22 protein-coding genes, 1 tRNA gene and 1 pseudogene are annotated in these 24,597 nt (G+C 67.4%); 19 read left to right on the top strand and 5 right to left on the bottom strand.

Annotation, left to right across the window (positions count from 1 at the left end):
* Positions 1-188: 188 nt before the first annotated feature.
* The 4 genes from P9849_RS10735 to P9849_RS10720 all read right to left on the bottom strand — a co-directional run bounded on the left by P9849_RS10735 (position 189) and on the right by P9849_RS10720 (position 3,330).
* Positions 189-264, bottom strand: a tRNA-Arg gene (locus tag P9849_RS10735).
* Positions 265-447: 183 nt separating this feature from the next.
* Positions 448-1,977, bottom strand: coding sequence for an oxidoreductase (locus tag P9849_RS10730; protein WP_278266788.1), 1,530 nt, complete (start codon positions 1,975-1,977; stop codon positions 448-450).
* Positions 1,977-2,852: an FAD:protein FMN transferase gene (locus P9849_RS10725; RefSeq protein WP_278266787.1), complete on the bottom strand. Its 876-nt coding sequence runs from the start codon at positions 2,850-2,852 to the stop codon at positions 1,977-1,979. Before P9849_RS10725 ends, P9849_RS10730 begins: the two co-directional genes overlap by 1 nt.
* A gap of 7 nt (positions 2,853-2,859) precedes the next feature.
* Positions 2,860-3,330, bottom strand: a complete 471-nt coding sequence (locus P9849_RS10720) for an FMN-binding protein (protein ID WP_278266786.1) — start codon at positions 3,328-3,330, stop codon at positions 2,860-2,862.
* A gap of 186 nt (positions 3,331-3,516) precedes the next feature.
* On the opposite strand from P9849_RS10720, the gene argS reads away from it, so the two are divergent.
* The 10 genes and pseudogenes from argS (at position 3,517) to P9849_RS10670 (ending at position 16,337) form a co-directional block, all read left to right on the top strand.
* Positions 3,517-5,166: an arginine--tRNA ligase gene (argS, locus tag P9849_RS10715; protein ID WP_278266785.1), complete on the top strand. Its 1,650-nt coding sequence runs from the start codon at positions 3,517-3,519 to the stop codon at positions 5,164-5,166.
* Complete coding sequence (gene lysA / locus P9849_RS10710; protein WP_278266784.1) at positions 5,166-6,680, top strand: diaminopimelate decarboxylase; 1,515 nt, start codon at positions 5,166-5,168, stop codon at positions 6,678-6,680. Before argS ends, lysA begins: the two co-directional genes overlap by 1 nt.
* 23 nt (positions 6,681-6,703) lie before the next feature.
* A complete protein-coding gene (locus tag P9849_RS10705; RefSeq protein WP_278269149.1) occupies positions 6,704-8,008 on the top strand; it encodes a homoserine dehydrogenase in 1,305 nt (434 codons plus the stop codon).
* Positions 8,009-9,112 (top strand): threonine synthase, encoded by a 1,104-nt coding sequence (thrC, locus tag P9849_RS10700; protein ID WP_278266783.1) that lies wholly within the window; start codon positions 8,009-8,011, stop codon positions 9,110-9,112.
* Positions 9,113-9,115: 3 nt separating this feature from the next.
* Complete coding sequence (thrB, locus tag P9849_RS10695; RefSeq protein ID WP_278266782.1) at positions 9,116-10,084, top strand: homoserine kinase; 969 nt, start codon at positions 9,116-9,118, stop codon at positions 10,082-10,084.
* A 209-nt stretch (positions 10,085-10,293) separates the two neighbouring features.
* Positions 10,294-12,420: a transcription termination factor Rho gene (rho, locus tag P9849_RS10690; protein WP_278266781.1), complete on the top strand. Its 2,127-nt coding sequence runs from the start codon at positions 10,294-10,296 to the stop codon at positions 12,418-12,420.
* Positions 12,421-12,513: 93 nt separating this feature from the next.
* Entirely contained in the window at positions 12,514-13,587 is a 1,074-nt protein-coding gene (gene prfA / locus P9849_RS10685) for a peptide chain release factor 1 (protein WP_278266780.1), read from the top strand.
* Between the two features lie 9 nt (positions 13,588-13,596).
* Positions 13,597-14,481, top strand: coding sequence for a peptide chain release factor N(5)-glutamine methyltransferase (gene prmC, locus P9849_RS10680; RefSeq protein ID WP_278266779.1), 885 nt, complete (start codon positions 13,597-13,599; stop codon positions 14,479-14,481).
* A gap of 83 nt (positions 14,482-14,564) precedes the next feature.
* Positions 14,565-15,236 (top strand): annotated as a pseudogene (locus tag P9849_RS10675) (L-threonylcarbamoyladenylate synthase); the annotation flags it as partial.
* Between the two features lie 354 nt (positions 15,237-15,590).
* Positions 15,591-16,337, top strand: a complete 747-nt coding sequence (locus P9849_RS10670; RefSeq protein WP_278266778.1) for a WecB/TagA/CpsF family glycosyltransferase — start codon at positions 15,591-15,593, stop codon at positions 16,335-16,337.
* Between the two features lie 37 nt (positions 16,338-16,374).
* On the opposite strand, the gene P9849_RS10665 is transcribed toward P9849_RS10670, so the two are convergent.
* A complete protein-coding gene (locus tag P9849_RS10665) occupies positions 16,375-17,271 on the bottom strand; it encodes a glycosyltransferase family 2 protein (protein ID WP_278266777.1) in 897 nt (298 codons plus the stop codon).
* A gap of 248 nt (positions 17,272-17,519) precedes the next feature.
* Here P9849_RS10665 and P9849_RS10660 point away from each other — a divergent pair, with 248 nt between their 5' ends.
* From P9849_RS10660 to atpA, 9 genes are all read left to right on the top strand, one after another.
* Positions 17,520-18,626 carry an MraY family glycosyltransferase gene (locus tag P9849_RS10660; protein ID WP_278266776.1) on the top strand — a complete coding sequence of 369 codons (1,107 nt, stop codon included), beginning with the start codon at positions 17,520-17,522 and terminating at the stop codon, positions 18,624-18,626.
* Between the two features lie 298 nt (positions 18,627-18,924).
* Entirely contained in the window at positions 18,925-19,221 is a 297-nt protein-coding gene (locus P9849_RS10655) for a DUF6355 family natural product biosynthesis protein (protein ID WP_278266775.1), read from the top strand.
* A gap of 175 nt (positions 19,222-19,396) precedes the next feature.
* Positions 19,397-19,909, top strand: coding sequence for a hypothetical protein (locus tag P9849_RS10650; RefSeq protein WP_278266774.1), 513 nt, complete (start codon positions 19,397-19,399; stop codon positions 19,907-19,909).
* A gap of 1 nt (position 19,910) precedes the next feature.
* Positions 19,911-20,198, top strand: coding sequence for an AtpZ/AtpI family protein (locus tag P9849_RS10645; RefSeq protein ID WP_278269148.1), 288 nt, complete (start codon positions 19,911-19,913; stop codon positions 20,196-20,198).
* Positions 20,199-20,276: 78 nt separating this feature from the next.
* Positions 20,277-21,077, top strand: a complete 801-nt coding sequence (gene atpB / locus P9849_RS10640; RefSeq protein WP_278266773.1) for a F0F1 ATP synthase subunit A — start codon at positions 20,277-20,279, stop codon at positions 21,075-21,077.
* 76 nt (positions 21,078-21,153) lie between these two features.
* Positions 21,154-21,357, top strand: coding sequence for an ATP synthase F0 subunit C (gene atpE, locus P9849_RS10635; RefSeq protein ID WP_278266772.1), 204 nt, complete (start codon positions 21,154-21,156; stop codon positions 21,355-21,357).
* 55 nt (positions 21,358-21,412) lie between these two features.
* The gene (locus P9849_RS10630; RefSeq protein ID WP_278266771.1) at positions 21,413-21,967 is read left to right on the top strand and encodes a F0F1 ATP synthase subunit B; all 555 of its coding nucleotides are present in this window, start codon (positions 21,413-21,415) and stop codon (positions 21,965-21,967) included.
* The gene (locus tag P9849_RS10625; protein ID WP_278266770.1) at positions 21,967-22,794 is read left to right on the top strand and encodes a F0F1 ATP synthase subunit delta; all 828 of its coding nucleotides are present in this window, start codon (positions 21,967-21,969) and stop codon (positions 22,792-22,794) included. The genes P9849_RS10630 and P9849_RS10625 overlap by 1 nt, the downstream gene beginning before the upstream one ends.
* An 82-nt stretch (positions 22,795-22,876) precedes the next feature.
* Positions 22,877-24,514: a F0F1 ATP synthase subunit alpha gene (atpA, locus tag P9849_RS10620; RefSeq protein WP_278266769.1), complete on the top strand. Its 1,638-nt coding sequence runs from the start codon at positions 22,877-22,879 to the stop codon at positions 24,512-24,514.
* Positions 24,515-24,597: the final 83 nt, after the last annotated feature.

Here is a 24,597-nt window from a genome sequence, read left to right as displayed (position 1 = left end):
TGAGTGACGAGGGGGTCTGGGCGCGGGGCCCCTTGACGCAAGCCGCCGCACCTCTGCCACTCTGGCCGCCGTTGAGTGACATCGTCGGCATCGCACTCGGCCGTCGCGGACTGCCCAGTCGTGCCGGTCCGGGGGAGGGGGAGATGACGAGAGCCCCGGTTCCGTGGAACCGGGGCTCTCGCTGTATCTGGTGCCCTCGATAGGATTCGAACCTACGGCCTTCTGCTCCGGAGGCAGACGCTCTATCCCCTGAGCTACGAGGGCGGGCCAGGGATCCCGGGATGGCCCCGGAACGTCCTCGAGCTTAGCAGGAATCCCCCTCCGGATGCGAAATCGGCCCGCCCGGGGAACGCGGTGGGCGCGTCGCCTCCGGGCCGGGTCGGGTCGAACCCTGTACCCGGACCGTCGCCCCTCGACACGTGGCCCGTCGTAGGGGGCGTGAGGGAATCAGTACCCCAGGAAGGAATCGCTCTTCACCCGGCGGACTCCTGCTGCACGCAAGGCGCCCCGGAGGGCGGCGACGAAGTCGGGGGCGCCGGACACGAGTGCGTGCCGCCCCGCGGCGTCGGGCACCAGCTCGGCGATCCGTGCGGCGCTGAACCGCTCGCTGCCCACGTGCTCGACGCCGTCGGGCAGCCGGGTGCCTTCTGGAAGCGGCGTGGAGGTGCGCAGGAGGACTTTCGCGCCGGAGCGGGCCAGCGCGCCGAGGTAAGCGGCGTCGTCGTAGTCCCGCACCGAGTAGAGGACCACGGTGTCCGGGAGAGACCCGGCGGACGCGCCATCCAGCATGCCCACGAACGGGGTGATCCCGATGCCGCCGGCGACCAGGAGCGCTGGACGGTCCGATGGGCCGAGCAGGAATTCGCCCCCGGTGCGGCTCAGACGGAGCGCCGTGCCTGTCTCCATTTCGTAGAGCGCCTTCTTGGCGGGCGATGGCTGGCTCGGCATGCGGGTGGCGATCCGGAGGACACCGTCGCCGGCCGCGACCGGGCTGAACACCCGCCGCGAGGAACCGATGCCGGGCACCGGAATGGTGAGTTCCACGTACTGTCCTGCGGCGAGGCGAGGGTCGTCAGCGGCGCGGAAGGTGAACTCGGTGATGTCCTTGCCCACCGGTCGATGATCGAGAAATGTCACCAGGCTGGAACTCTTGGGCCGGAGGATGAACGCGAGGATGTTGCCCACGAGCAGCACGGCCTCCGGAGCGTTCGAGAGGATCACGGTGCCGAGTTGGAGCGAGAACGGCAGGCTGAAGAGCACGCCGACCAGGACACCGACCAGGATCCGCTGCCACCGTCGTGGCGGAAGGGTGAGCGGTTCACTCAGCATGAAGCAGGCGAAGAACACCGTGGCCTGACTCGTGAACCACAGCGCGGGCACCTCCGCCGCCGACATTCCGCGGCCCAGAGCCACGGCGACGGCCGTCACCAGCGAGGCCGCCAGGAACGTGAGGGCCACCGGGAACTGCCCGGCACGGTAGAGCACCAGCAGACCCAGCGGAACTACCGCCCAGAGCAGCAGGGGAGAGCCCACCCACCAGGTCGCCGCATTCAGACCGGTCAGCGAGATGATGAAGGCCCCGAGTGCGGCGGGGTTGAACAGGTGCCGGCCGTGCCAGGCGAGGGCGTATTTCGACGCGGAGGCCAGCACGGCGGCCAGCGCCACGCCCAGCCCCTCACGGAAACCCGTCGCCGGCCAGAAGAGGAAGTACAGCAGTCCCGCGGTGACCAGCGACGAATCCCAGTAGGGCCGCATCCGGAACAACAGGGCGCAGGCTCCGTTGGACAGCGCGGTCGCCGCAAGGCAGAGGACCAGGTGGAGGCACAGTTCGGGAACACCGAACTCGGTCCAACCGAGAGCGTCCAGAACGAGGCTGTAGACGATCAGGACGCCGAGGGACAGCGCCACCACGCGGGTCATCGACAGGCGGCCCAGTGGCCGGGTCACACGCTGCGTGACGCTCAGAAGTGCGGACATCAGAACAGGCCTTCCAGGAAGTACTCGGAACCTTCGGCGTGCCCATCGCTGTGCACGGTCAGCCACTCCACGCCGTAGCGCGCCGCCAGCTCCTGGCCGGGGACGAAGAACAGCGCCGTGGCGAGCCCGTCGGCCTGTATGGCCTCGGGTGCCAGAACCCAGCTTGCCACCACTCGCCGCACGGGTTCGCCCGTCAGGCCGTCCAGGACGTGGTGCAGCCCGCGGCCCCATGCGCGACGCGCGGTGCCGGAAGCCGCGAGCGCCTGCTGCTGGACCGCGACGACGCCGATCGCCCGGCTGCTGTCGAACGGGCTCTCCAGCCCGATCCGCTCAGCCATGGCGCCCGAGTGCCGGAGGTCGCCGCCGGCGTCGACCAGGTAGTCGGAGACCCCGGAGTCCTCGAGGACTCCGCAGACCAGATCCACCAGAAGTCCTTTGCCCGCCGCGCCGATGTCCAGCAGAACCGGACCGCGCGCCGACACGGTCTGGTCTTCCCAGCGCGCGTCCCGGCCCCAGACGGGTGCGGGGACGGCGGGCCCGTGGGGAGTCAGGGAGTAGGCCGCGTCGTAACCCAGCCGTACGAGGGACTCCCCGATGAAGGGGGTCACCGAGCCTCCGCTCAGTTCGTGGAGCTCCCGGTACAGGCGTCCGAGGGGTGCCGCCTCGGCGGGGAGCACCAGAGTCCGCTCGGCGCCGTTCCGTGGGGCAGGCTCGGCCGCCCAGCGCGCGACCGTGGAGTCGGAGCGGAAACGCGACCACACGCTGTCGAACTCGTCGATCCTTCGCCGGATGTCCGCTTCGATCCGTTCGGTGAGTCCCTCGGCCCGGATCCACCAGCGGGTGCCGATCGCCTCGAATTCCAGGGGACCGTTCATGCCGGCATCAGCCCGCCTGCTTCTTGATGGCCTCCACCGCGTCCTTGAACCCGCCACTGGTCAGGCTCGATCCGGCCACCCGGCTCACGTCGAGCTCATCGATGCTCTTGCCCACCACCAGGTCCTTGATGCCGCCGGCGAAGCGGTTCTGGAACAGCTGGGTGTTCGCGCTGGTGGGATGGGTGGCGATCTTGACATCGCTGATCTTGCCCGATGCCAGCGTGAGAGTGACCCCCACAGTCTCTTCACCGTTGGGGGAGGTGTAATGCCCGTCCGCGCTGTAGGTGCCGTCCTTGTAGTGACCAGGGGTGGCAGGGGTTCCGGTGCCGCCCGCGGCACTGGAGGCGCCGCCTGTGGGGGAGACATCGGCGGTCGAGGTCCCCTGCTTCGCCGGGGCGCAGGCCGTGGCGCCGGCCAGCACGGCCAGTCCAGCGGCGGTGCCGGCCAGGAACTTCAGAGAAGGGGTGGAGGTGGTCATCGATGCTCCTGGTGGGGAAGAAGGCATGGAGACCCGGAGGGCTGGCTCCACCGTAAATCGCCTTGCTGGGCGTATGTCCAGAGTTTCCTGAGAATGGATGGTTTATGTGGACAACCCGTCCGAAGCTGTCCACATGGCGGGTTCATGCTTTTCCGCCGGGCAGGCCCCTCCCCGTAGGATTGGGGGGTGACTCCCGAACAGCTTTCCGCAGCAATCACCGCATGCCTGAAGGACGCCGTCGCTGACGGCTCGATCAACCTCCCCGCCGAGGCGCTGGAGGCCGAGGTCCGTGTGGAGCGACCGAAGAACCGGGAGCACGGAGACTGGGCCACCAATGCCGCCATGCAGTTCGGGAAGCGCGCCGGCCTCTCGCCCCGCGAGTTCGCCGCCGTTCTGGCCGCGAAGCTCGAAGGCGTTGAGGGCGTGGCGTCGGTGGACATCGCAGGTCCCGGCTTCATCAACATCACTCTGGACGCCGGCGCCGCCGGCGAGCTCGCGCGCACCATCGTCGAGGCGGGCGCCACCTATGGCAACAATGACGCGCTCGCAGGCCACACGGTCAACATGGAGTTCGTCTCCGCCAACCCGACGGGTCCGCTGCACATCGGCCACACCCGCTGGGCGGCGCTGGGCGATTCCATCGCCCGTGTGCTGCGTGCCGCCGGCGCCGATGTCACGGCCGAGTACTACATCAACGACGCCGGCAGCCAGATGAACGTGTTCGCCAACTCGGTGCTGTCCCGCCTGCGCGGCCGGGACGTGCCGGAGGGCGGCTACCCCGGTCAGTACATCGTGGACCTGGGCCACGAGGTCCTTCGCGAACACCCCGCCATCCGCGAACTGACCGATGAGGCCGCGCTGCCCATCGTCCGCGAGGCCGCCTACCAGGCGCAGCTCGAGGACATCAAGCAGACGCTGGCCGATTTCGACGTGCATTTCGACGTGTACTTCTCGGAGCGGACCCTGCATGAGTCCGGCGCGCTTGAAGCCTCGGTGGACCGCCTGCGCGAGCAGGGACACGTCTTCGACCAGGACGGCGCCGTCTGGCTGCGCACCACGGACTTCACGGATGACAAGGACCGCGTCCTCATCCGTGCCAATGGCGAGCCCACGTACTTCGCCGCGGACGCCGCGTACTACCTCACCAAGAGGGATCGCGGCTTCGAGGAGAAGATCTACCTTCTCGGCGCCGACCACCACGGCTACGTCAACCGCCTCAAGGCCATCGCCGCCTGCGCCGGCGACGACCCGGAGAAGAACATCGAGGTGCTGATCGGGCAGCTCGTGTCCGTGAACGGTGCCAAGCTGTCCAAGCGTGCGGGCAACATCATTGAGCTCAAGGACCTCATCAGCTGGCTCGGCAAGGACGCGGTGCGCTACTCTCTGGCTCGTTTCCCCGCGGACTCGCCCATCACGCTGGAGCCTGAGGTCCTCAAGAAGAACAGCAACGAGAACCCCGTCTTCTACGTGCAGTACGCGCACGCCCGCTCGCGCGGCACGGCGCGCAACGCCGTGGCCGCGGGCGTGGACCGCAGCGAGTTCGACGCGTCGCTGCTGATCGATCCCACCGAGAACGAGCTGCTGTCCCAGCTGGGCAGCTTCCCGTCCATCGTGGCGAAGGCGGCCGAGCTCCGGGAGCCGCACCGCATCGCCCGTCACCTTGAGGTCATCGCCGGGGCGTACCACCGCTGGTACGACGCCTGCCGTGTCACCCCACAGGGCGACGAAGAGGTCACCACGGTCAACCGCACCCGGCTGTGGCTCAACGATGCCACCAGCCAGGTTCTGGCCAACGGCCTCGCGCTCCTCGGTGTCTCCGCCCCGGAGCGCATGTAGTGAGCGGCGTGGACGTGACCGGGCCCAGTCCGCTGGCCCCGGAATGGCTGCGGCTTCCTTCCGATCTGAACGCCTTGCACGCCCCGAGCTGGGCGCACGACGTCGCACGAACGGATGCCGGCGAGCTCGCCGTGGACGGGGTGACGGTCGGCTCTCTGAAGGAGCAGTTCGGCACTCCGCTCTTCGTGCTGAGCGAAGGCGACTTCCGTGCTCGTGCCCGGGCGTTCCGTGATGCGTTCAACGAAGCTTTCGCCGACCTCTGCGGGGGAGTGGACGTCTACTACGCGGGCAAGGCTTTCCTGAGTGTGGAGGTCGCACGGTGGGTCCGTCAGGAAGGGCTCCGGCTCGACACCTGTTCCGGCGGCGAACTGGCGGTCGCCCAGCGAGCCGGCTTCCCGGGTGAGCTGCTCGGACTGCACGGCAACAACAAGTCGGCCGCCGAGATCAACCGTGCCCTGGACATGAACCTCGGCCGGATCGTCGTGGACAGCATCGACGAGCTGGAGCGCGTGGCGGACATCGTTCAGCGCCGCCGGGCCGAAGGCGCCCAGGAGCCCGGTCGGCAGGCGACCGCCAAGGTCATGCTGCGCCTGACGCCCGGCGTGCACGCCCACACCCACGAGTTCATCGCCACGGCCCATGAGGACCAGAAGTTCGGTCTCTCCATGGCGCCGGGCACCGCGGAGGACGCGGAACTGCGCGGCATCGACCCGGCTCTGTCCGCGGCGGAGCAGGCCGTGGACGCGGCCGTGGCGCTGGAGGGCATCGAACTCCTGGGCCTGCACTGCCACATCGGATCGCAGATCTTCGAGGCGGACGGCTTCGCGGTCGCGGCCAGGAAACTGCTCGCGTTCCACGACGCGATGCAGCGCAAACACGGGATCGTCCTGCCGGAGATGGATCTCGGGGGAGGCCACGGCATCGCCTACACCCCCGTGGACACCCCGCGCCCGGTGGCCGAGATCGCGCAGGCCCTGGCCGGCGTCGTGGGGGACACCTGCCGCGAGCTGGGCATCGCGTGCCCGCGCATCTCGATCGAGCCCGGACGGGCGATCGTGGGCAGCACCACCTTCACGTTGTACGAGGTCGGCACTCGCAAGACCGTCCAGGTCGAGGCGCCGGACGACGCGGAGCGGACGTACCCGCGGCGCTACGTCTCGGTCGACGGCGGCATGAGCGACAACGCCCGCCCGGTGCTTTACGACGCCGATTATTCGGCCGCCCTGGCGAGCCGTTCCTCGGATGCTCCCGCCCAGTTGTCCCGAGTGGTGGGCAAACATTGCGAGAGCGGGGACATTGTTGTTAAAGATGTTTACCTGCCCTCGGATGTCAGGGCCGGTGATCTCCTGGCGGTGCCGGGCACCGGCGCCTACTGCTTGGCACTCGCGAGCAACTACAACTACCTGGCACGTCCGGGAGTGGTCGCGGTCTCTGACGGGACCGCCCGGTGGATCATTCGTGGGGAAACCGAGGAAGACCTCTTGAACCGAGACATGGGAGCCGGACAGCTGTGAACACCGACGTTGTGAACACCGACGTGAAAGACACCAGGACCCTCAAGGTCGCGCTTCTGGGCTGCGGCAACGTGGGATCTCAGGTGGCCCGCATCCTCCTCGAGGACGCCGAGACCCTGGCCGCCCGCACCGGCGCCCGTCTGGAGCTCGTCGGCATCGGCGTCCGCACCATCGACGCGCCCCGTGACGTCGAGCTTCCCCGGGAGCTCTTCACCACCGACTCCGAGTCCCTCGTGGCCGACGCCGACCTCGTCATCGAGCTGATGGGCGGCATCGAGCCCGCCCGCAGCCTGATCCTGTCCGCGGTCCGCCACGGCGCGTGCGTGGTCACGGGCAACAAGGCTCTGCTCGCCCAGGACGGCCCCACCCTCTACGAAGAGGCGGACCAGGCGGGCGTGCAGCTCTCGTATGAGGCCGCCGTCGCGGGGGCCATCCCGATCCTGCGTCCCATCCGTGACAGCCTCTCGGGTGACCGCATCACCCGGGTGCTCGGCATCGTCAACGGCACCACGAACTTCATCCTGGACCAGATGGATTCCACGGGCGCCCAATTCGAGGATGCCCTGGCGGAGGCGCAGCGCCTCGGATACGCCGAAGCGGATCCGACCGCGGACGTGGAAGGCCACGACGCCGCGGCCAAGGCCGCGATCCTCGCCTCGCTGTCCTTCCACACCCGGTTCTCCCTCGACGACGTGTACTGCGAGGGCATCACCAAGGTGAGCGCTGCGGACATCGCCGCCGCCAAGGACGCCGGATTCGTCATCAAGCTGCTCGCCATCGCGGAGGAGCTGACGGACGACGCCGGAGCCGAGGGCGTCAGCGTCCGCGTCCACCCGACGCTCCTGCCGCGGGAACACCCGCTGGCCGCGGTCCGGGGAGCGTTCAACGCGGTCTTCGTCGAGGCGGAGAACGCCGGCGAGCTGATGTTCTACGGCCAGGGCGCAGGTGGCACCCCGACCGCGTCCGCCGTCCTGGGCGACCTCGTCTCCGCGGCACGTCGGATCGTGCTCGGCGGCCCCGGCCGCACCGAGACCACCACGGGCCATGTTCCGGCGCTGCCCATCTCGGCGAGCCGGACCAGCTACCACGTGGGCCTTCGCGTGGCGGACCAGCCGGGCGTCCTCGCCCGGATCGCTCAGGTTTTCAGTGACAACGGTGTGTCCATCGAACTGTTCCGGCAGAGCATCAGCAGCGCTGATCAGTCCGCCGAACTGCGGATCGTGACCCACCGGGCCAGCGAGGCGGACCTCGCGGCGACCGTCGCATCCATTTCTCAACTGGACGTCGTGCAGGACGTGACGTCCGTCCTCCGTGTGGAAGGTGTCTAAGTGGCTCATCAGTGGCGCGGCGTGATCCGCGAATACGCCGAACGTCTGCCTGTCGACGAGAGCACCAGGGTCATCACCCTGGGCGAAGGCGGCACTCCTCTGGTGCACGCCCAGAAGCTCTCCGAGCTCACCGGCAACACCGTCTACCTCAAGGTCGAGGGCATGAACCCGACCGGCTCGTTCAAGGACCGCGGCATGACCATGGCCATGACGGCCGCCGTGCAGGCCGGAGCGCAGGCCGTGGTCTGCGCCTCCACCGGCAACACCTCGGCGTCCGCCGCGGCCTACGCCACCTCGGCCGGTCTTCGCTGCGCCGTCCTGGTCCCCGAGGGCAAGATCGCCATGGGCAAGCTGTCCCAGGCCATCGCCCACGGCGCCACACTGCTGCAGGTGGACGGCAACTTCGATGACTGCCTCGAGATCGCCCGCAAGCTGAACGAGGCGTACCCGGTGTTCCTGGTGAACTCCGTCAACCCGGCCCGCATCGAAGGCCAGAAGACCGGCGCCTTCGAGGTCGTCGACGCTCTGGGTGACGCCCCCGACATCCACGTGCTGCCCGTCGGCAACGCCGGCAATATCAGCGCGTACTGGAAGGGCTACAAGGAGTACGCGGCGCCGTACCAGTCTGCGACCGCCGGCGAACTGGCCGCCGTCGCGACGCGCACCCCCGCCATGTGGGGCTTCCAGGCGGCCGGCGCGGCGCCGTTCGTGGCCGGACACCCGATCACCCACCCCGAGACGATCGCCACCGCCATCCGGATCGGCAATCCCGCTTCCTGGGACACCGCCGTCGCCGCCCGTGACGAGTCGGGCGGCCTGATCGAGGCCGTCACCGATGAGGAGATCCTCGCCGCCCACCGCTGGCTGTCCAGCAAGGAAGGCGTCTTCGTGGAGCCCGGCTCCGCCGCAGGTGTCGCCGGTCTGATCAAGAAGCATGCCGCGGGCGAAGTCCCCACCGGCAAGACCATCGTCATCACCGTGACCGGTCACGGCCTCAAGGACCCCCAGTGGGCCCTCCGCACCGAGGACGGCAGCGACGTCTCCCCGGTCAAGGTGCAGAACGACGTGGTCTCCGTGGCCGCGGCCCTCGGCTTCGAGGGCTAGGTCTTGGCTCACCATCACGACGGCGGTGCGGCGTCTCTCGCCGCACTGCCGTCCGGTCTTTCCGTCACCGTCCGCGTCCCGGCGACGAGCGCGAACCTCGGCCCCGGCTATGACAGCCTCGGCCTGGCCGTCCAGCTCTTCGACACCGTGACGGTCGAGACCCTCGACTCCGGCGCCCTCGAATTCACCCTCACGGGTGAAGGCACGGAATCCGTGCCCCGGGACGGCAGCCACCTGGTGGTCCGTTCTCTCGAGTCCGCCCTGGCCCAGCTCGGGTACCGGCACCAGGGTCTGCACCTGAGCGCGGAGAACGTCATTCCCCACGGACGCGGACTGGGAAGCTCGGCGGCCGCCGTCGTGGCCGCCGCTCTCGCAGCCAACGGCCTGGTGCCGGAGGAGTCCCGCCGCGGGCTGGACTGGGTCCTGCAGTTCACGAGCGAGCTGGAAGGGCATCCGGACAACGTCGCCCCGGCGATCTTCGGCGCCCTCGCCCTCTCCTGGCAGGAAGGGTCGGAGTTCCGCAGCGCCCGCGCGGAGGTGCACGCGGATGTGGTCCCCGTCGTCGCGATTCCGGATTTCGAGCTCTCCACGGAACTCGCCCGGACGCTCCTGCCGGCCCGGATCGACCACCACGCCGCGGCCATGAACTCCGGCAGGGCGGCGTTGCTCGTGGCGGCGCTGACGTCACAGCCGGATCTGCTCGTGCCGGCGACGCGGGACTATCTCCACCAGGATTACCGCGCCACGGCGATGCAGCCCAGCGCGGATCTCATCGCCGAGCTGCGCGAACGCGGCCATGCCGCCGTCGTCTCCGGAGCCGGTCCCACGGTCATGACCCTCGCCCGTTCGACGGCAGAGGCCGCCGAGGTGGAGGAATTCATCCGGCAGCGGGAATCGGCAGCGGTGTCGTGGCGTGTTCTGCGACCGGCCGTAGACCGTGAAGGTGCTAAAGTGGAAGTGCATCCGCGGTAAATCCGCAGTGGATGCCACTTTTTGCGCGCGGGGAATCCACCCGCGGATCCTCTTCTTGGACCGTGTGTTTCGCGCGGCAAATTCCTTGCAAAAACTCGTGCATCGCCCCATTGCGCGGTCATGAGCAGCCCAGGATGATCTGAAGGCCTGTGCTGTCAACCCAACCGTCCGGCTCCAGCCCGGACGCCATCGAGGGGGAAGGATCCTTCGTGACTGAAACCACTGTCCTGACTACGGATGTGGACAAGACAAGCTCCGCTGCACCGGCAGCGAAGAGCGGCGGCCTGGCGGGCCTCAAGCTCGCCCAGCTGCAGGCGCTTGCCAGCCAGCTCGGCATCTCCGGGAGTTCCCGGATGCGCAAGGGCGACCTCGTGACCGCCATCTCCGACCACCAGCGCGGTTCCTCCGTGGCCGATCGTCCCGCCAAGGGCGAGGAAGCCGCCAAGGCGCCTGCCACCACCAAGGCGACCGCCGCCAAGACCTCCTCCGCCAAGGCCGCCGCGCCGCAGGCCGAGGCCACGTCTGAGGCCAAGGCCGATGCTCAGCCCGCTTCTTCCGAGCAGGAGTCCTCCGCGGACGCCGCGCCGGCCCGGAGCCGCACCCGCGGCCGCTCCCGCCGCGCGGGCAGCGACGGCGTCGTCGCCGCGTCCGAGACCGCTGCGGAGACCGCACCCGCCGAGACGGCCGCTCCGGCCGCCGAGCAGCGCTCCGAGAACGCTGACAACGCCTCCGGCGAGCAGGGTTCCGAGCGCCGCAACACCCGCACGCGCAACCGCAACCGTCGTGCCGAAGGCGGCGAGAACGCCGGTGAGCGTTCCGAGACCCCGTCCGAGACCGCCGAGGCCTCGTCCGAGCAGGGCGACGTCCGTGACGGCGAAGGCAACCGCCGCAACCGTCAGCGCTCCGAGCGCGGCCCCCGCAACGGTGAGGGCAACGGCCAGAACAACGGCAACCAGCAGGGCGCACGCCAGCAGGAGAGCCGTCAGCAGGAGACCCGTGGTGACGAGGAAGAGGGCGGAAACCGCCGGAACCGTCGCAACCGCCGTGACCGCAACGAGCGGAACGACCGCAATGACCGGAATGATCGCAACGACCGCTTCCGCGATCGCAATGAGCGCCGCCGTGGCCGCAACCAGGGCCCCGAGGTGGACGACACCGAGCTGAGCGATGACGATGTCCTGGTGCCCGTGGCCGGCATCCTCGACGTCCTGGACAACTACGCGTTCATCCGCACCTCCGGTTACCTGCCGGGCCCGCAGGACGTGTACGTGACCCTCAACCAGGTCCGCAAGTACAACCTGCGCAAGGGCGACGCCGTCGTCGGCGCGATCCGCGCTCCCCGCGAGGGCGAGAACAACAACCAGCAGAACAACCGCCAGAAGTTCAACGCTCTGGTCCGCGTCACGAGCGTCAACGGCCTGCAGCCGGAGGAGCTCAAGAACCGCGTCGAGTTCAACAAGCTCGTTCCGCTCTACCCGTCCGAGCGCCTGCGCCTGGAGACCGATCCCAAGAAGATCGGCCCGCGCATCATCGACCTCGTGGCTCCCATCGGTAAGGGCCAGCGTGGCCTGATCGTCTCCCCGCCGAAGGCCGGTAAGACGCTCATCCTGCAGTCGATCGCGAACGCCATCACCACCAACAACCCTGAGGTCCACCTCATGATGGTTCTGGTGGATGAGCGTCCGGAAGAAGTCACCGACATGCAGCGCACGGTGAAGGGTGAGGTCATCGCCTCCACCTTCGACCGCCCCGCTGATGACCACACCACGGTGGCCGAGCTTTCCATCGAGCGCGCCAAGCGTCTGGTGGAGATGGGCAAGGACGTGGTGGTCCTCCTGGACTCCATGACCCGCCTGGGCCGTGCCTACAACCTGGCCGCGCCGGCTTCCGGCCGCATCCTCTCCGGTGGTGTCGACTCCGCCGCGCTGTACCCGCCCAAGCGGTTCTTCGGCGCAGCCCGCAACATCGAGAACGGCGGCTCGCTGACCATCCTGGCCACGGCCCTGGTGGAGACCGGCTCCAAGATGGACGAGGTCATCTTCGAAGAGTTCAAGGGCACCGGCAACATGGAGCTCCGCCTGTCCCGCCACCTGGCGGACAAGCGCATCTTCCCGGCCGTCGATGTCAACGCGTCCAGCACCCGTCGCGAGGAGAACCTGCTCTCCGCTGACGAGGTCAAGATCATGTGGCGTCTGCGCCGCCTGCTCTCCGGCCTCGAGCAGCAGCAGGGCCTGGAACTGCTCACGAGCAAGATCCGTGAGACGCAGAGCAACGCCGAGTTCCTGCTCCAGGTGCAGCGCACCACCCTGGCTGCAAAGTCGGAGAACGACAAGTAGCTCCTGACGGGGATGGGACCGGCCACACGCCGGTCCCATCCCCGTTTGCCGTCTCCCGATAAACTGGTGACCAGGTCGAAAGAGGTTTAGAACATGTTTGAGTCCGTCCAGGGTCTGCTCGACGAGCATGCCGCGATCCAGGCGCAGCTGAGCGATCCCGCCGTCTACGCGGACCAGTCGCTGGCCCGCAAACTGGGGCGTCGTTCCGCGCAGCTCAACGGCATCGTGGAGGCGTACAACATCTGGCGCGGACTCACCGATGACCTGGAAGCCGCCCGTGAGATGGCCGCCGAGGATCCCGACTTCGCCGAGGAGGTCGCCCAGATCGAGGAGAAGCTGCCGGCTGCGCAGGAGAAGCTGCGCCGTCTGCTCATTCCGCGCGATCCCGACGACGCCCGCAACATCATCATCGAGGTCAAGGGCGGCGAAGGCGGTGAGGAGGCCGCGCTGTTCGCGGCCGACCTGCTCCGGATGTACACCCGCTATGCCGAGTCCCGTGGCTGGAAGACCGAACTGATCTCCGCCAACGAGTCCGATCTCGGTGGGTACAAGGACGCTCAGATGGCCATCAAGGGTTCCTCCAATGACCCCGCGGAGGGTGTCTGGGCCCGTCTGAAGTTCGAGGGCGGCGTGCACCGCGTGCAGCGCGTCCCCGCGACCGAATCCCAGGGGCGCATCCACACCTCGGCCGCCGGTGTGCTGGTGTTCCCGGAAGTGGACGAGCCCGAAGAGATCGAGATCCTCCAGAACGATCTCAAGATCGATGTCTATCGGTCCTCCGGCCCCGGTGGACAGTCCGTGAACACCACGGACTCCGCCGTCCGCATCACCCACCTGCCCACGGGCATCGTGGTGGCGATGCAGAACGAGAAGTCCCAGCTGCAGAACCGTGAGGCCGCCATGCGCGTGCTCCGGGCCCGCCTTCTGGCGCACCAGCAGGAGCAGCTCGACGCGGAGAGCGCCGAACACCGCAAGTCGCAGATCCGGACCATGGACCGCTCCGAGCGCATCCGCACGTACAACTTCCCGGAGAACCGCATCGCGGATCACCGCACCGGGTACAAGGCGTACAACCTGGACGCCGTCATGAACGGCGACCTGGAGCCGGTCATCCAGTCCGCCATCGAGATGGACGAGCAGGCACGCCTGGACGCCATCGGCGAGTAGCGGAACACCGTGTACGACGACGACGCGCTGCGCCCCGGCGCGCCCCTGGCCCCTGCGGTCCGGGCCGCCGCGGCCGTGCTCACCGCGGCGGGCGTGCCGAGTCCGCGCCGGGACGCCGAGCTGCTCCTGGCGCACACCCTGGGCCTCGACCTCAAGGAACTGCAGCACGCGGTCCTCATGGGATCGCGTGTCGTCCCGGAGGAGTTCGAGCGACTCGTGGAGCAGCGCGCGGAGCGCATTCCACTCCAGCACCTGACCGGGGTCGCCTCCTTCCGGCACCTGGAACTCTCTGTGGGCCCGGGCGTGTTCATCCCCAGGCCTGAGACCGAGACCGTGGTTCAGTGGGCCGTGGACCGGTGTGCCGAGCTGCGGGCCGACGGGGTCGTGGCACCTCTTCTGGTGGACCTCGGCACGGGTTCGGGAGCCATCGCGGCTTCGCTGGCACATGAGGTGCCGGGTTCGCGCGTGCATGCCGTCGAGCTGAGCCCTCTGGCGATCGCCTGGGCCGAGCGCAACACGCGGCCGCACGGCGTCGAGCTTCATCAAGGCGATCTGCGGGACGCGCTGCCGGAACTGAACGGCCTGGTGGACATGGTGGTGTCGAATCCGCCCTACATCCCGAGTGAAGCGGTGCCCCGCGAACCCGAGGTCGCCGAGCACGACCCCGAGATGGCGTTGTACGGCGGGGGAGTGGACGGCATGGAGCTGCCTCTCGCCGCTGCCGCCAGCGCTGCGCGTCTGCTCAGGACCGGCGGTTGGTTCATCATGGAGCACGCCGAGGTGCAGGCGCCGTGGCTCGCCACGCGTCTGGGCCAGGACCCCGCCTGGTCCGACGTGACGACCCACCAGGACCTCAACGGCCTGGACCGCGCCACGTCCGCCCGTCGCAATTGAGGCGGACACCGGGCCGGACCCCTCTGCCGGAGGTGGGACACGGCACGGACTCTGGATCTGAAAAGAGATGGGAGAATGTCAGCGTGACTTCTAGCTACGACTGCTCAACGGAAGAAACCCGCTTCGAGGGACTGGCGCACGCCCAGCGAGCCATCGCCGAACAGCAGTGCATCGTCTTCCCGACGGACACGGTGTACGGGATCGCCGCGGACGCCTTCTCCCCGCTGGCCGTCCGTCTCCTGCTGGCCGCCAAAGGCCGCTCCCGGACCATGCCTCCGCCCGTGCTCATCCCGCGCGTTCAGACCATGGACGGGCTCGCAGTGGACATCGGCGACGACGCCCGGAAGCTCGCCGAGAAGTTCTGGCCCGGCGCCCTCACCTTGATCCTGCATGCCCAGCCGTCCCTGGAATGGGATCTGGGCGAGACCAAGGGGACCGTCGCACTGCGCGTCCCGGATGACGAACTGGCCCTCGAGATCCTGGCCCGGACCGGCCCTCTGGCCGTGTCCTCGGCCAACCGGAGCGGCCAGCCGGCGGCGCAGACGGCTGCCAACGCCCAGGAGCAGCTCGCCGAATCGGTGGAGGTCTACCTCGACGGCGGGCCCCGTCCTGCCGAGTCCGACAGCGACGACGTCGCCCTGCCGTCCACGATCGTGGACTGCACCGGCAGCCGCGCCCGCGTGGTGCGCCAGGGTGCGATCGCTCTGGAAGATCTCCGCGACGTCGTCCCGTCGATCCTGGCCTTCGGCCAGGAGGTCCCCGTCTGGCAGCCCGGCGCCGACAGCGCGCTGAACGGCGCGGACGCCGCGACTGACGCGGACGCCGTGACGGACGAGGCCGAGACGGCCGAACAGACCGACGCCCCGGAGACTCCCGCCGCCGACGGGACGGACGAGGCCGTCGCCGCGACCGAGGCGACCGACGTCACGGAGGGGTCTGACTCCGCTACCGCTGAAACGCCCGCTGATGTGGCTGCCGCCCCGGCCGTGGCCACTGAAGAGGAAGCCTCAACGTCCGACGCCCCAGCCGGCCTCCCCACGGACGACACGGCACACTCCACCGGGACCGACCGGATCCCCGGACAGCAGGAACCGGGTAAGGACGCCTGAGTGAAGCGCGAGAGGGTCCCTCTGCTCGGCGTGGAGGTGACCCCCTGCACCGCCACGGAGCTCCTGGAAGAGCTCGGACGGCTCGTGTCCGACGGCGGCACCCACACCGTGGCGGGGCACAATCTGCACAGCGTCACCCTCTGCCTGTCCGATCCGGATTTCGCGGCGTTCTATGACGAGAGCTCCGTGGTCCTGATGGACGGCGCGCCGGTCGCGAAGCTCTGGGCACGGGCCCATGGGCCGGCCTCAGGCGCGGGGGAGTACCGTCTCGGCACCACCGACTGGCTGCACCGGATCGGTGAGGTGCCCGGTCTGGACCGTGTCGCCGTCCTGGGCGCGGGTGCGGAGGCCAATGACGCCGCCGTGCAGGAACTGGCCCGAAGGCTTCCTGACGCCCGGGTGGAGGGCATGTCCGGTGAGAACTGGGGGCCGGAGGCCGAAGCCCGGGCCGCGGCGTGGCTCGGGGGATTCCGCCCCCAGCTCGTGCTCGTCGGCCTCGGCATGCCCCTGCAGGAACAGGTCATCGGCCGTCTGGCCGCTCAGGGCCTTCCCGCGGTGTACTGCGCCGTGGGTGGCGCGATCGAACAGACCGCCGGTCTCCAGCGCCTGGCTCCCCGGTGGATCGGACGCCTCGGATTCGAGTGGGCCTACCGCTTGCTGTTCCATCCGCGCAGGGTCGCCTACCGCGTGTTCGTCGAACCGTGGAAGCTCGCGTGGCTCCTGGCCCGGCGCAAGTTCCGGGGCTGATCCGTGCCCTCTCGGCGCGGCACGGATCGCGCCCGGATCAGAACTTCTGCTGGTCCAGCGGTGCGAAGCCCTTCTCCCGCAGCCCGAGCGAGAACGCCCGCAGCCAGCCCAGATACCCCTTGAGGTCGCCGCGGCGCAGGAAATACACGGTGTAGCCGCCGACGTCGGCCACGAATGACTTCACCCGCTTGTAGCGGCGGATGAGGTACCCCCGGTTGCGGTAGTAATAGAAGCGCTTGAACGCGGTCCCGGGCACGATCACGTGCCAGCGCGCTCCGAAGACGTGCTGCGTCTCGTCCTCCGCCGCCGGGTGGCTGATGGCGGCCGTGGTCACCGTGCCGAACCGGATCCCGGCCTTGCGGAGCCGGATGGTGAAGTCGACCTCGTCGCCCCGGATGAACAGCCGGATGTCCGGGAAGCCTACGCGGAAGAACACGTCCGAGCGGATGAGCGCCCCGTTGAAGAAGTGCCCGTCGTCGGGGATGAAGCCCAGTCGTTCCACCTCCGAACGCTCATGGGTGACCTTGCCGTCCAGGCGGAAGAAAAACGAGAGTCTGCTGGAGTCCTGCGGTGACACGACCAGGGGCACGACGGCGTCGAGTCCTCGCGCTTTGGCCTCCCGCACCAGGGTGGCCAGGCAGTCCTCGCCGAGCGGGACGGCGTCGTCATCCATCATCCAGACCCATTCGGCGCCGCTGGCGACGGCCTTCAGCGCGGCCAGGGCGAAACCGCCACCGCCTCCGAGATTCGCCTCGGACCGGATGTAGTCCACCCGGGGATGCCGTGCGGCGATGTCGGAGGCCGGCCGGGTGCCGCTGTCCACCAGGCAGATGCTGGTGATCGGTGCGCTCTGAGCCGTCAGTGAACCGAGGAGGACCTCGAGGTCGTCGGGACGGTCGAAGGTCACCGCCGCCACGGCAACGGTCGGATTCATTGTGTTCCTCTCAGGGTGTTCTGCCACGTCGCCGTGTCACCACTTGGTATGGTGAAACCCGCAACCACGTCACGGACTGAGTATCCTGACTACCGTCAACCTTATTACGTGGTCCGGTCGCCGTCGGGACGGTGCAACGCAGGACACCGCGGATCCGACGATCCCATGAGAGCAGGATCAGTGCAGAAGAACAACCGACGCGGAAGCGGGGACCTCGTTCCCACTCACGCATCGCGGGGCCGTTCCGCATGATCATGTACTCCCTCATGGCGCTCACCGCCATGGTCGTCTCCTACTTCGCCACGTGGCTGGCCAGATCGCTGGGCAACCGGTACGAGCTCTTCACACCGATCCGCCTCCGTGACCAGCACACGAAGCCGGTGCCGCGGCTCGGCGGCCTGGGGATCTTCGCCGGTGTCCTGGTGGCGCTCCTGGTGGCCAGCCAGTCCTTCTTCGTCAAGGACATCTTCAAAGGCAACGCCTCGCCGTGGGGGGTGCTCGCGGGAGCCGCCGTGATCGTGCTGGTCGGACTTCTGGACGACCTCATCGACCTCAAGTGGTGGATCAAGCTGCTGGGGCAGTTCGGCGCCGGGCTCGTCGTGGCCGTCTGGGGTGTGCGGATGACGGTCATCCCGTTTTTCGGGGAGCCGATCCATCTCACGTCCTACCCCCTCAGCGTCGCGGTGACGGCCTTCCTGATCGCCGTCACCATGAACGCCCTGAACTTCATCGACGGGCTGGACGGCCTCGCGGCGGGTGTCTCGATCATCGGCGGCTCGGCCTTCTTCCTCATGGCGTATTGGGTGCACCGCAATGCCGTGCTCCTCGACTACTCGGACCTGGCCACCCTGCTCACGGCTGTGATCGTGGGGAGCTGCCTGGGCTTCCTTCCGCACAACTGGTATCCGGCGCGGATCTTCATGGGGGATTCCGGCGCCATGCTGATCGGACTGCTCATGGCCTCCGCCGGTATCGTGGCCACGGGTCAGGTGGGATCCGGGCTGTACGAGCGGGTCAACGGCCTGCCCACCGTGCTGCCGCTGCTGCTGCCCTTCATGGTGATGGCCGTCCCGCTGCTGGATCTCATCTCGGCGGTGGTGCGGCGCACTGCACGCGGCCGGTCGCCGTGGGCCGCCGACCGTGGACATCTGCACCACAAGCTCCTGGACCTCGGGCATTCCGACCGCTCGGCCGTGCTCCTCATGTACGCGTGGACCGCCGTCCTCGCCTACGGCTGCGCCGCGATGGCGTTCTTCCCGTGGGGGACCGTGGTGACCGTGGTGCTCATCCTGTGCGCGATCCTCACCGCGATGACGCTCAAGCCCCGCCTCGCGCGCTCCGCCGACGACTCCTGAGGCACCGGTCATAGCCTGACGGCTATCTTCGGCGCTGAACGGCTGACGAGCACTCTTCGCGCCCCGCCTTTCCAGAGCATCAACTGGCCAGTGATGGGCTCAAGATCACCCGTGCGTGTTCGCCACAGAAGGATTCCGGGCACTCCGTCCATCGTCAGATCGTGCTGTCGTAACTGCAGGCACTCCGCGAAAGACTCCTTTCGGAAGTCTCTTGACAAAACGCTCGATATCCAATTGACTCACCTTGTCAGTCGTAAGTGAGGCGTAACACTTAGTGAGAGGCAATGTGATGAAACGGATGATTTCCGCACTGGCAGCCACAGCGATGCTCTGTCTGGCAGGAGTGGCGGTGGCGGAGCCGGCGCAGGCGGTTCCCACCGGCCCGAACAGCGGTCCTTGCGGCCTGCAAGGCGTCTATGACGTGGTGGCGGGCAATTTCGCCGACTACCGGCATTGTGGATCCGCGTCGGTCTGCGTTCACATCGACTACTGGGTCGGCTCCGGGGTCGAGAAGGCATGGCCGGGCGGCAACAGGTTCTACGGAGCGGCTTGGAACAAGATCACCAACGTCTATTACGTACCGGGCAGCTGCTGACCACATGATGTCTGGGAGAAGGGCTGGGCGCCAGAGGCGTTCAGCCCTTCTCCTTTCAGGGGCGAGCTGATGGGCGAGGCCCTCAGCCGTTGGCTCGTTTCTATCTCGTGTAGAATTGATAGGACGGAGGCACCCTGCCGATTCCGTTCCATTCCTATCGACCGCTAAGGCCGCCATGTCTGCATCCTCGCCCCGCCCTTCCAGGGCTTCTCGGCGTCGGACGACGACGGCGGGCGACCCCGGATCGCTCTGGCTCCGCCTTCTGGCGCTCAGTTCAGCAGCGGCCGCCGCTGGTCTCCTCGTCACCGCGGTCATCGCCGCGGTGCTGAACGGGGGACTGGGCGCCCTGTCCGTGCTCTGCGGCGGCGCACTGGTGATCGTCTTCTTCGGGATCTCCCTGCTCGCTGGCCACTTCGTCGGAAGAAACAACCCGTCCGGGGCCGTCGGGCTCATGGCGGCGCTGTACTTCGTGAAGGTCGTCGTGTTCGGCGTCGTGTTCCTGGTGTTCCGCGCTCCGGCGTGGCTGCATGGCCGGTGGTTTGTTACAGCGGCGGTCGTGACGGTCATTCTGTGGCAGATCGCGGAACTCTACGGTTTCTCGCGCGCACGACTCCTCATCTTCAACGAACGTTCACAGGCCGCTGATCAGGGCAAAGGTCCCGCCGATGCACCAGAAGGCGGTCGCTGACATGGTCAAAGATTCGAAGAACACGAAAGCTGCCGAGCCGACCGATGCTGGCGACGGTGGATACAACGCCGGGATGGCAGTCTTCAGCTACATCGTCGGCGGAATCGTGGTCTGGAGTTTGATAGGCTGGGGACTGGATTCACTGTGGGGAACGCGCTGGTTGGTGCTCGCTGGAGCCATTCTCGGTGCCGCCGGAGGTTTCTATCTCGTTCAGATGCACGGCTTCTTCAAACATCGTGCCGAGAACCCCGGGCCCGAGCCTGGGAAGCCCCACAAGCCTTCCAAATAATTTCACAGGGGGATCCGCTCTCAGAGCGAGCACGCCCCGCCACATGCCCAACGATGGACACTGCAGAGAGGAAACGCGTTGTTCGCGCTTACGCTCCCCGCTCAGGATTCGGGTTCTTTCAACCCGCCTGGTATTGATGAAATGCACCTCCCGGCGATTCTGCCTTGGGGGGCGGCGGACGGTTTCTCCAAGCAGATGCTTCTGGTGATCCTCTCCGTGGTCATCATCGCGGCCTTCTTCCTGGCCGCCGCCCGCAAGGGCAAGCTCGTCCCCGGAAAGCTCCAGTTCGCCGGTGAGACCGCCTACGGTTTCGTCCGCAACAGCATCGCCAAGGACATCATCGGCGGCAAGGACTTCCTCAAGTACGTCCCGCTGCTGTTCAGCCTCTTCTTCTTCATCCTCGTCAACAACATCTACGGTGCGATCCCCGTGATCCAGCTGCCGTCCTTCTCTCACGTGGGCGGCGCCTATGTGCTGGCCGGCCTGGTGTACCTGACCTGGATCGTCATCGGCGTCAAGAAGAACGGCATCCGCTACTTCAAGCTGGCAACCGTTCCTTCGGGCGTTCCCTTCTACATCCTGCCGCTCGTGATCCCGATCGAGATCATCTCGAACTTCGTGGTCCGCCCCATCACGCACAGCCTCCGTCTGTTCGCGACCATGCTGGCAGGCCACCTGATCGTGATGATCGCCGGTTCCGGCATCGAGTTCCTCATCTCCCAGGAAAGTGTCCTCCTGAAGGGCACCTCGATTCTGGTTCTGGCCGGCGCGGTGGCCATGTACATGCTCGAAGCGCTGATCATGGTGCTGCAGGCGTACGTGTTCACGCTGTTGACCGCCATCTACATCGAAGGCGCGCTCCACGCCGACAGCCACTGAGGCATCCAAGAATTCCCGGCGACGGGATAGCTCAAACCCCTAAAACAGCCGCTCAGCGGCGACTGAAAGGAAAACAATGCAGGGCAATCTCAACCTTGTTGGTTACGGTCTCTCCGCCATCGGTGGTGGCATCGGCGTGGGTCTCGTCTTCGCCGCCTACATCAACGGCGTTGCCCGCCAGCCGGAGGCTCAGCGCGTGCTGCAGCCGATCGCGTTCCTCGGCCTGGCACTGACTGAAGCTCTTGCCATCCTCGGCCTGGTCTTCGCTTTCGTTCTCTAGTAGAGGCTTCTCCTCACACGCGAAACCAACTACTAGCAGATAAGGACGGGTGAATATGGATCAGCTGATCCTCGCCTCCGGCGACGCCGCTGAAAAGCCCAACCCTCTCATTCCCAATGTCTGGGAAATGGGCGTGGTCCTGGTCGGCTTCCTGGTTCTGCTCTTCATCGTGGTCAAGTTCGTTGTCCCGATGTTCGAGAAGACCTTTGCCGAGCGTGCCGAGGCCATCGAAGGCGGCATCGCCAAGGCCGAGAAGGCGCAGGCGGAAGCCACCGCAGCGCTGGAAGAATACAAGCAGCAGCTGACGGACGCCCGCGCAGAGGCCAATCGCATCCGCGAAGAAGCCCGTGCCGAAGGCGCCCAGATTCTCGCTGAGCTCAAGGAGAAGGCCGCCGCTGAGGCAGCCCGCATCACCGAGCAGGCCCACGTACAGATCGAGGCAGAGCGTCAGGCCGCCGTCGTCTCCCTGCGCAGCGAAGTCGGCAGCCTTGCCACGACGCTCGCCGGGCGCATCGTCGGTGAGTCGCTGGAAGATGATGCCCGCGCATCCCGCGTGGTCGATCGCTTCCTCGCCGATCTGGAGAACCAGAGCGCAGGTGCAGCACAGTAATGGCAGGTGTATCGAGCGAATCGCTGAAGGCGGCTCTGGCCGAGGTGGAGCCCAAGCTCTCCACGGCTCCGCTGTCCCTGGCGAACGAGCTTTTCGGAATCCTCGAGGCGCTTGACGGCTCGGCCGGTCTGCGTCGCGCTCTGACGGACCCTTCGCGCACCGCGGAGGAGAAGTCGGGCCTGATCCGTGGACTTCTGGCCGGCAAGGTCTCGGCCGATGCAGAGCAGATCGTCAGTTCGCTGGCGGCCTCCCGCTGGGCTGACTCCCGTGACATCGGCGATGCGCTCGAAACTATCGCCGCAACCGTGGCGATCGCCGTCGCTGAGTCCAAGGGCGCCGCAGCAGGTCACGGCGCCTCCGGGCTGGAAGCACTGGAGAACGATCTCTTCGCCTTCAACACGGTCGTCGGCGCCAGCCACGAGCTGCAGCGCGCCCTCGTGGAGCCGGCTGCTGCACCGCAGCAGAAGGCGGAACTGGCACGCAAGCTCGTTCCGAGCGCCAGCGAAGAGGCACAGCTCCTCATCCGTCAGGCCGTCGTCGCCCCGCGTGGCGTCAAGCCGGCCAAGCTGGTGGAGCGCTTTGCAGAGTTGGCCGCCAAGCGCCAGGAGCGCTGGATCGCCACGGTGGAAGTGACCCGCCCCCTCACCGAAGAGCAGCAGGCCCGCCTCCAGGCCGGTCTGAACGCGCTCTACGGCCGGGAGCTCAAGGTCAACACCGTCGTGGATCCGGAGCTCATCGGCGGTATCCGCGTCAAGGTCGGTGACGAAGTGGTTGACGCTTCCGTGCTGACCAAACTCGGCGAACTGCGCCGCAAGCTGGCCGGCTGAGCCAGGCAAGCACAACTTACCGACAGAACACCAGGTCATCGTGAGCAGCGATGATCACGAAACAGGAGAGCAGGGACTGCAGATGGCCGAATTGACCATCAATGCCGACGACGTCCGCAATGCCTTGAACGAGTTCGCGGCGTCTTACGAGCCCGGCAACGCCGAGCGCGTCGAGGTCGGCCGTGTGACCACCGCCAGCGACGGTATCGCCCGTGTCGAGGGTCTTCCCTCGGTCATGGCCAACGAACTCCTTCGCTTCGAGGATGGAACTCTGGGTCTGGCCCAGAACCTTGACGTCCGTGAGATCGGCGTGATCGTACTCGGTGACTTCACCGGTATCGAAGAAGGCCAGGAAGTGCACCGCACGGGTCAGATCCTTTCTGTCCCCGTCGGCGACGCGTTCCTCGGCCGCGTGGTTGACCCGCTGGGCCAGCCCATCGACGACCTGGGCGACATCAAGGCTGAGGGCACCCGCGCACTGGAGCTCCAGGCCCCGGGCGTGACCCAGCGTAAGTCGGTCCACGAGCCGATGCAGACGGGTCTCAAGGCCATCGACGCCATGATCCCGATCGGCCGTGGCCAGCGTCAGCTGATCATCGGTGACCGCCAGACCGGTAAGACGGCCATCGCGGTGGACACCATCATCAACCAGAAGGCCAACTGGGAGTCCGGCGACGTCAACAAGCAGGTTCGCTGCATCTACGTCGCGATCGGCCAGAAGGCGTCCACCATCGCCGCTGTGCGCCAGACCCTGGAAGAGAAGGGCGCCCTGGAGTACACCACGATCGTGGCCTCCCCGGCTTCCGACCCCGCGGGCTTCAAGTACCTGGCTCCGTACGCCGGTTCGGCCATCGGCCAGCACTGGATGTACGGCGGCAAGCACGTCCTCATCATCTTCGATGACCTCTCCAAGCAGGCCGAAGCCTACCGCGCCGTGTCGCTGCTGCTGCGCCGCCCGCCGGGACGTGAAGCCTACCCGGGTGACGTGTTCTACCTGCACTCCCGTCTGCTCGAGCGTTGTGCCAAGCTCTCCGACGAGCTGGGCGCGGGCTCGATGACCGGTCTGCCGATCATCGAGACGAAGGCGAACGACGTGTCCGCCTACATCCCGACCAACGTCATCTCCATCACCGACGGCCAGATCTTCCTGCAGTCGGACCTCTTCAACGCCAACCAGCGTCCCGCTGTCGACGTGGGCATCTCGGTGTCCCGCGTGGGCGGTTCCGCTCAGGTCAAGGCCATGAAGAAGGTCTCCGGCACCTTGAAGCTGGACCTCGCTCAGTACCGCGACATGCAGGCCTTCGCCATGTTCGCCTCGGACCTGGATGCGGCTTCCCGCCAGCAGCTGACCCGTGGCGCCCGCCTCATGGAGCTGCTCAAGCAGGGCCAGTACCAGCCGTACCCGGTCGAGAACCAGGTCGTCTCCATCTGGGCCGGCACCAACGGCTACCTGGACGATGTCCCGGTCGAGGACGTGTCCCGCTTCGAGTCCGAGTTCCTCGAGCACCTGAAGCACAGCACGTCCATCCTGACCACCATCGGCCAGACCAACCTGCTGGAGAACGACACGGTCGAGGCTCTGAAGACGGCGATCACCGACTTCAAGCGCGGCTTCTTCGGCGAGGGTCACAGCCAGCTGGTCGGCGCCGGCCACGAAGAGCACGAGGCCATCTCGGGCGACTCCGTGGACCAGGAAAAGATCGTCAAGCAGAAGCGCTAGAGGCAGTCACCCCGGGGCCACCTTCGCGGGTGGCCCCGGGGTACCGCACCGGAGCCTTGGATCCGCTGGATCCTAAGAAAGGA

It is taken from the genome of Arthrobacter sp. Y-9, from assembly GCF_029690065.1.
Lineage (GTDB): Bacteria > Actinomycetota > Actinomycetes > Actinomycetales > Micrococcaceae > Arthrobacter_E.
The sequence above is the reverse complement of the archived record's forward strand: the minus strand, read 5'-3'. Positions and strand labels throughout refer to the sequence as shown.

What these genes read in the sequence shown, in the direction of transcription:
- P9849_RS10730 (WP_278266788.1), bottom strand. Translation starts at nt 1,977, where the DNA reads ATGTCCGCACTTCTGAGCGTCACGCAGCGTGTGACCCGGCCACTGGGC.
- P9849_RS10725 (WP_278266787.1), bottom strand. Translation starts at nt 2,852, where the DNA reads ATGAACGGTCCCCTGGAATTCGAGGCGATCGGCACCCGCTGGTGGATC.
- P9849_RS10720 (WP_278266786.1), bottom strand. Translation starts at nt 3,330, where the DNA reads ATGACCACCTCCACCCCTTCTCTGAAGTTCCTGGCCGGCACCGCCGCT.
- prfA (WP_278266780.1), top strand. Translation starts at nt 12,514, where the DNA reads ATGTTTGAGTCCGTCCAGGGTCTGCTCGACGAGCATGCCGCGATCCAG.
- P9849_RS10665 (WP_278266777.1), bottom strand. Translation starts at nt 17,271, where the DNA reads ATGAATCCGACCGTTGCCGTGGCGGCGGTGACCTTCGACCGTCCCGAC.
- P9849_RS10660 (WP_278266776.1), top strand. Translation starts at nt 17,520, where the DNA reads ATGATCATGTACTCCCTCATGGCGCTCACCGCCATGGTCGTCTCCTAC.
- P9849_RS10655 (WP_278266775.1), top strand. Translation starts at nt 18,925, where the DNA reads ATGATTTCCGCACTGGCAGCCACAGCGATGCTCTGTCTGGCAGGAGTG.
- P9849_RS10650 (WP_278266774.1), top strand. Translation starts at nt 19,397, where the DNA reads ATGTCTGCATCCTCGCCCCGCCCTTCCAGGGCTTCTCGGCGTCGGACG.
- P9849_RS10645 (WP_278269148.1), top strand. Translation starts at nt 19,911, where the DNA reads ATGGTCAAAGATTCGAAGAACACGAAAGCTGCCGAGCCGACCGATGCT.
- atpE (WP_278266772.1), top strand. Translation starts at nt 21,154, where the DNA reads ATGCAGGGCAATCTCAACCTTGTTGGTTACGGTCTCTCCGCCATCGGT.
- P9849_RS10630 (WP_278266771.1), top strand. Translation starts at nt 21,413, where the DNA reads ATGGATCAGCTGATCCTCGCCTCCGGCGACGCCGCTGAAAAGCCCAAC.
- P9849_RS10625 (WP_278266770.1), top strand. Translation starts at nt 21,967, where the DNA reads ATGGCAGGTGTATCGAGCGAATCGCTGAAGGCGGCTCTGGCCGAGGTG.
- atpA (WP_278266769.1), top strand. Translation starts at nt 22,877, where the DNA reads ATGGCCGAATTGACCATCAATGCCGACGACGTCCGCAATGCCTTGAAC.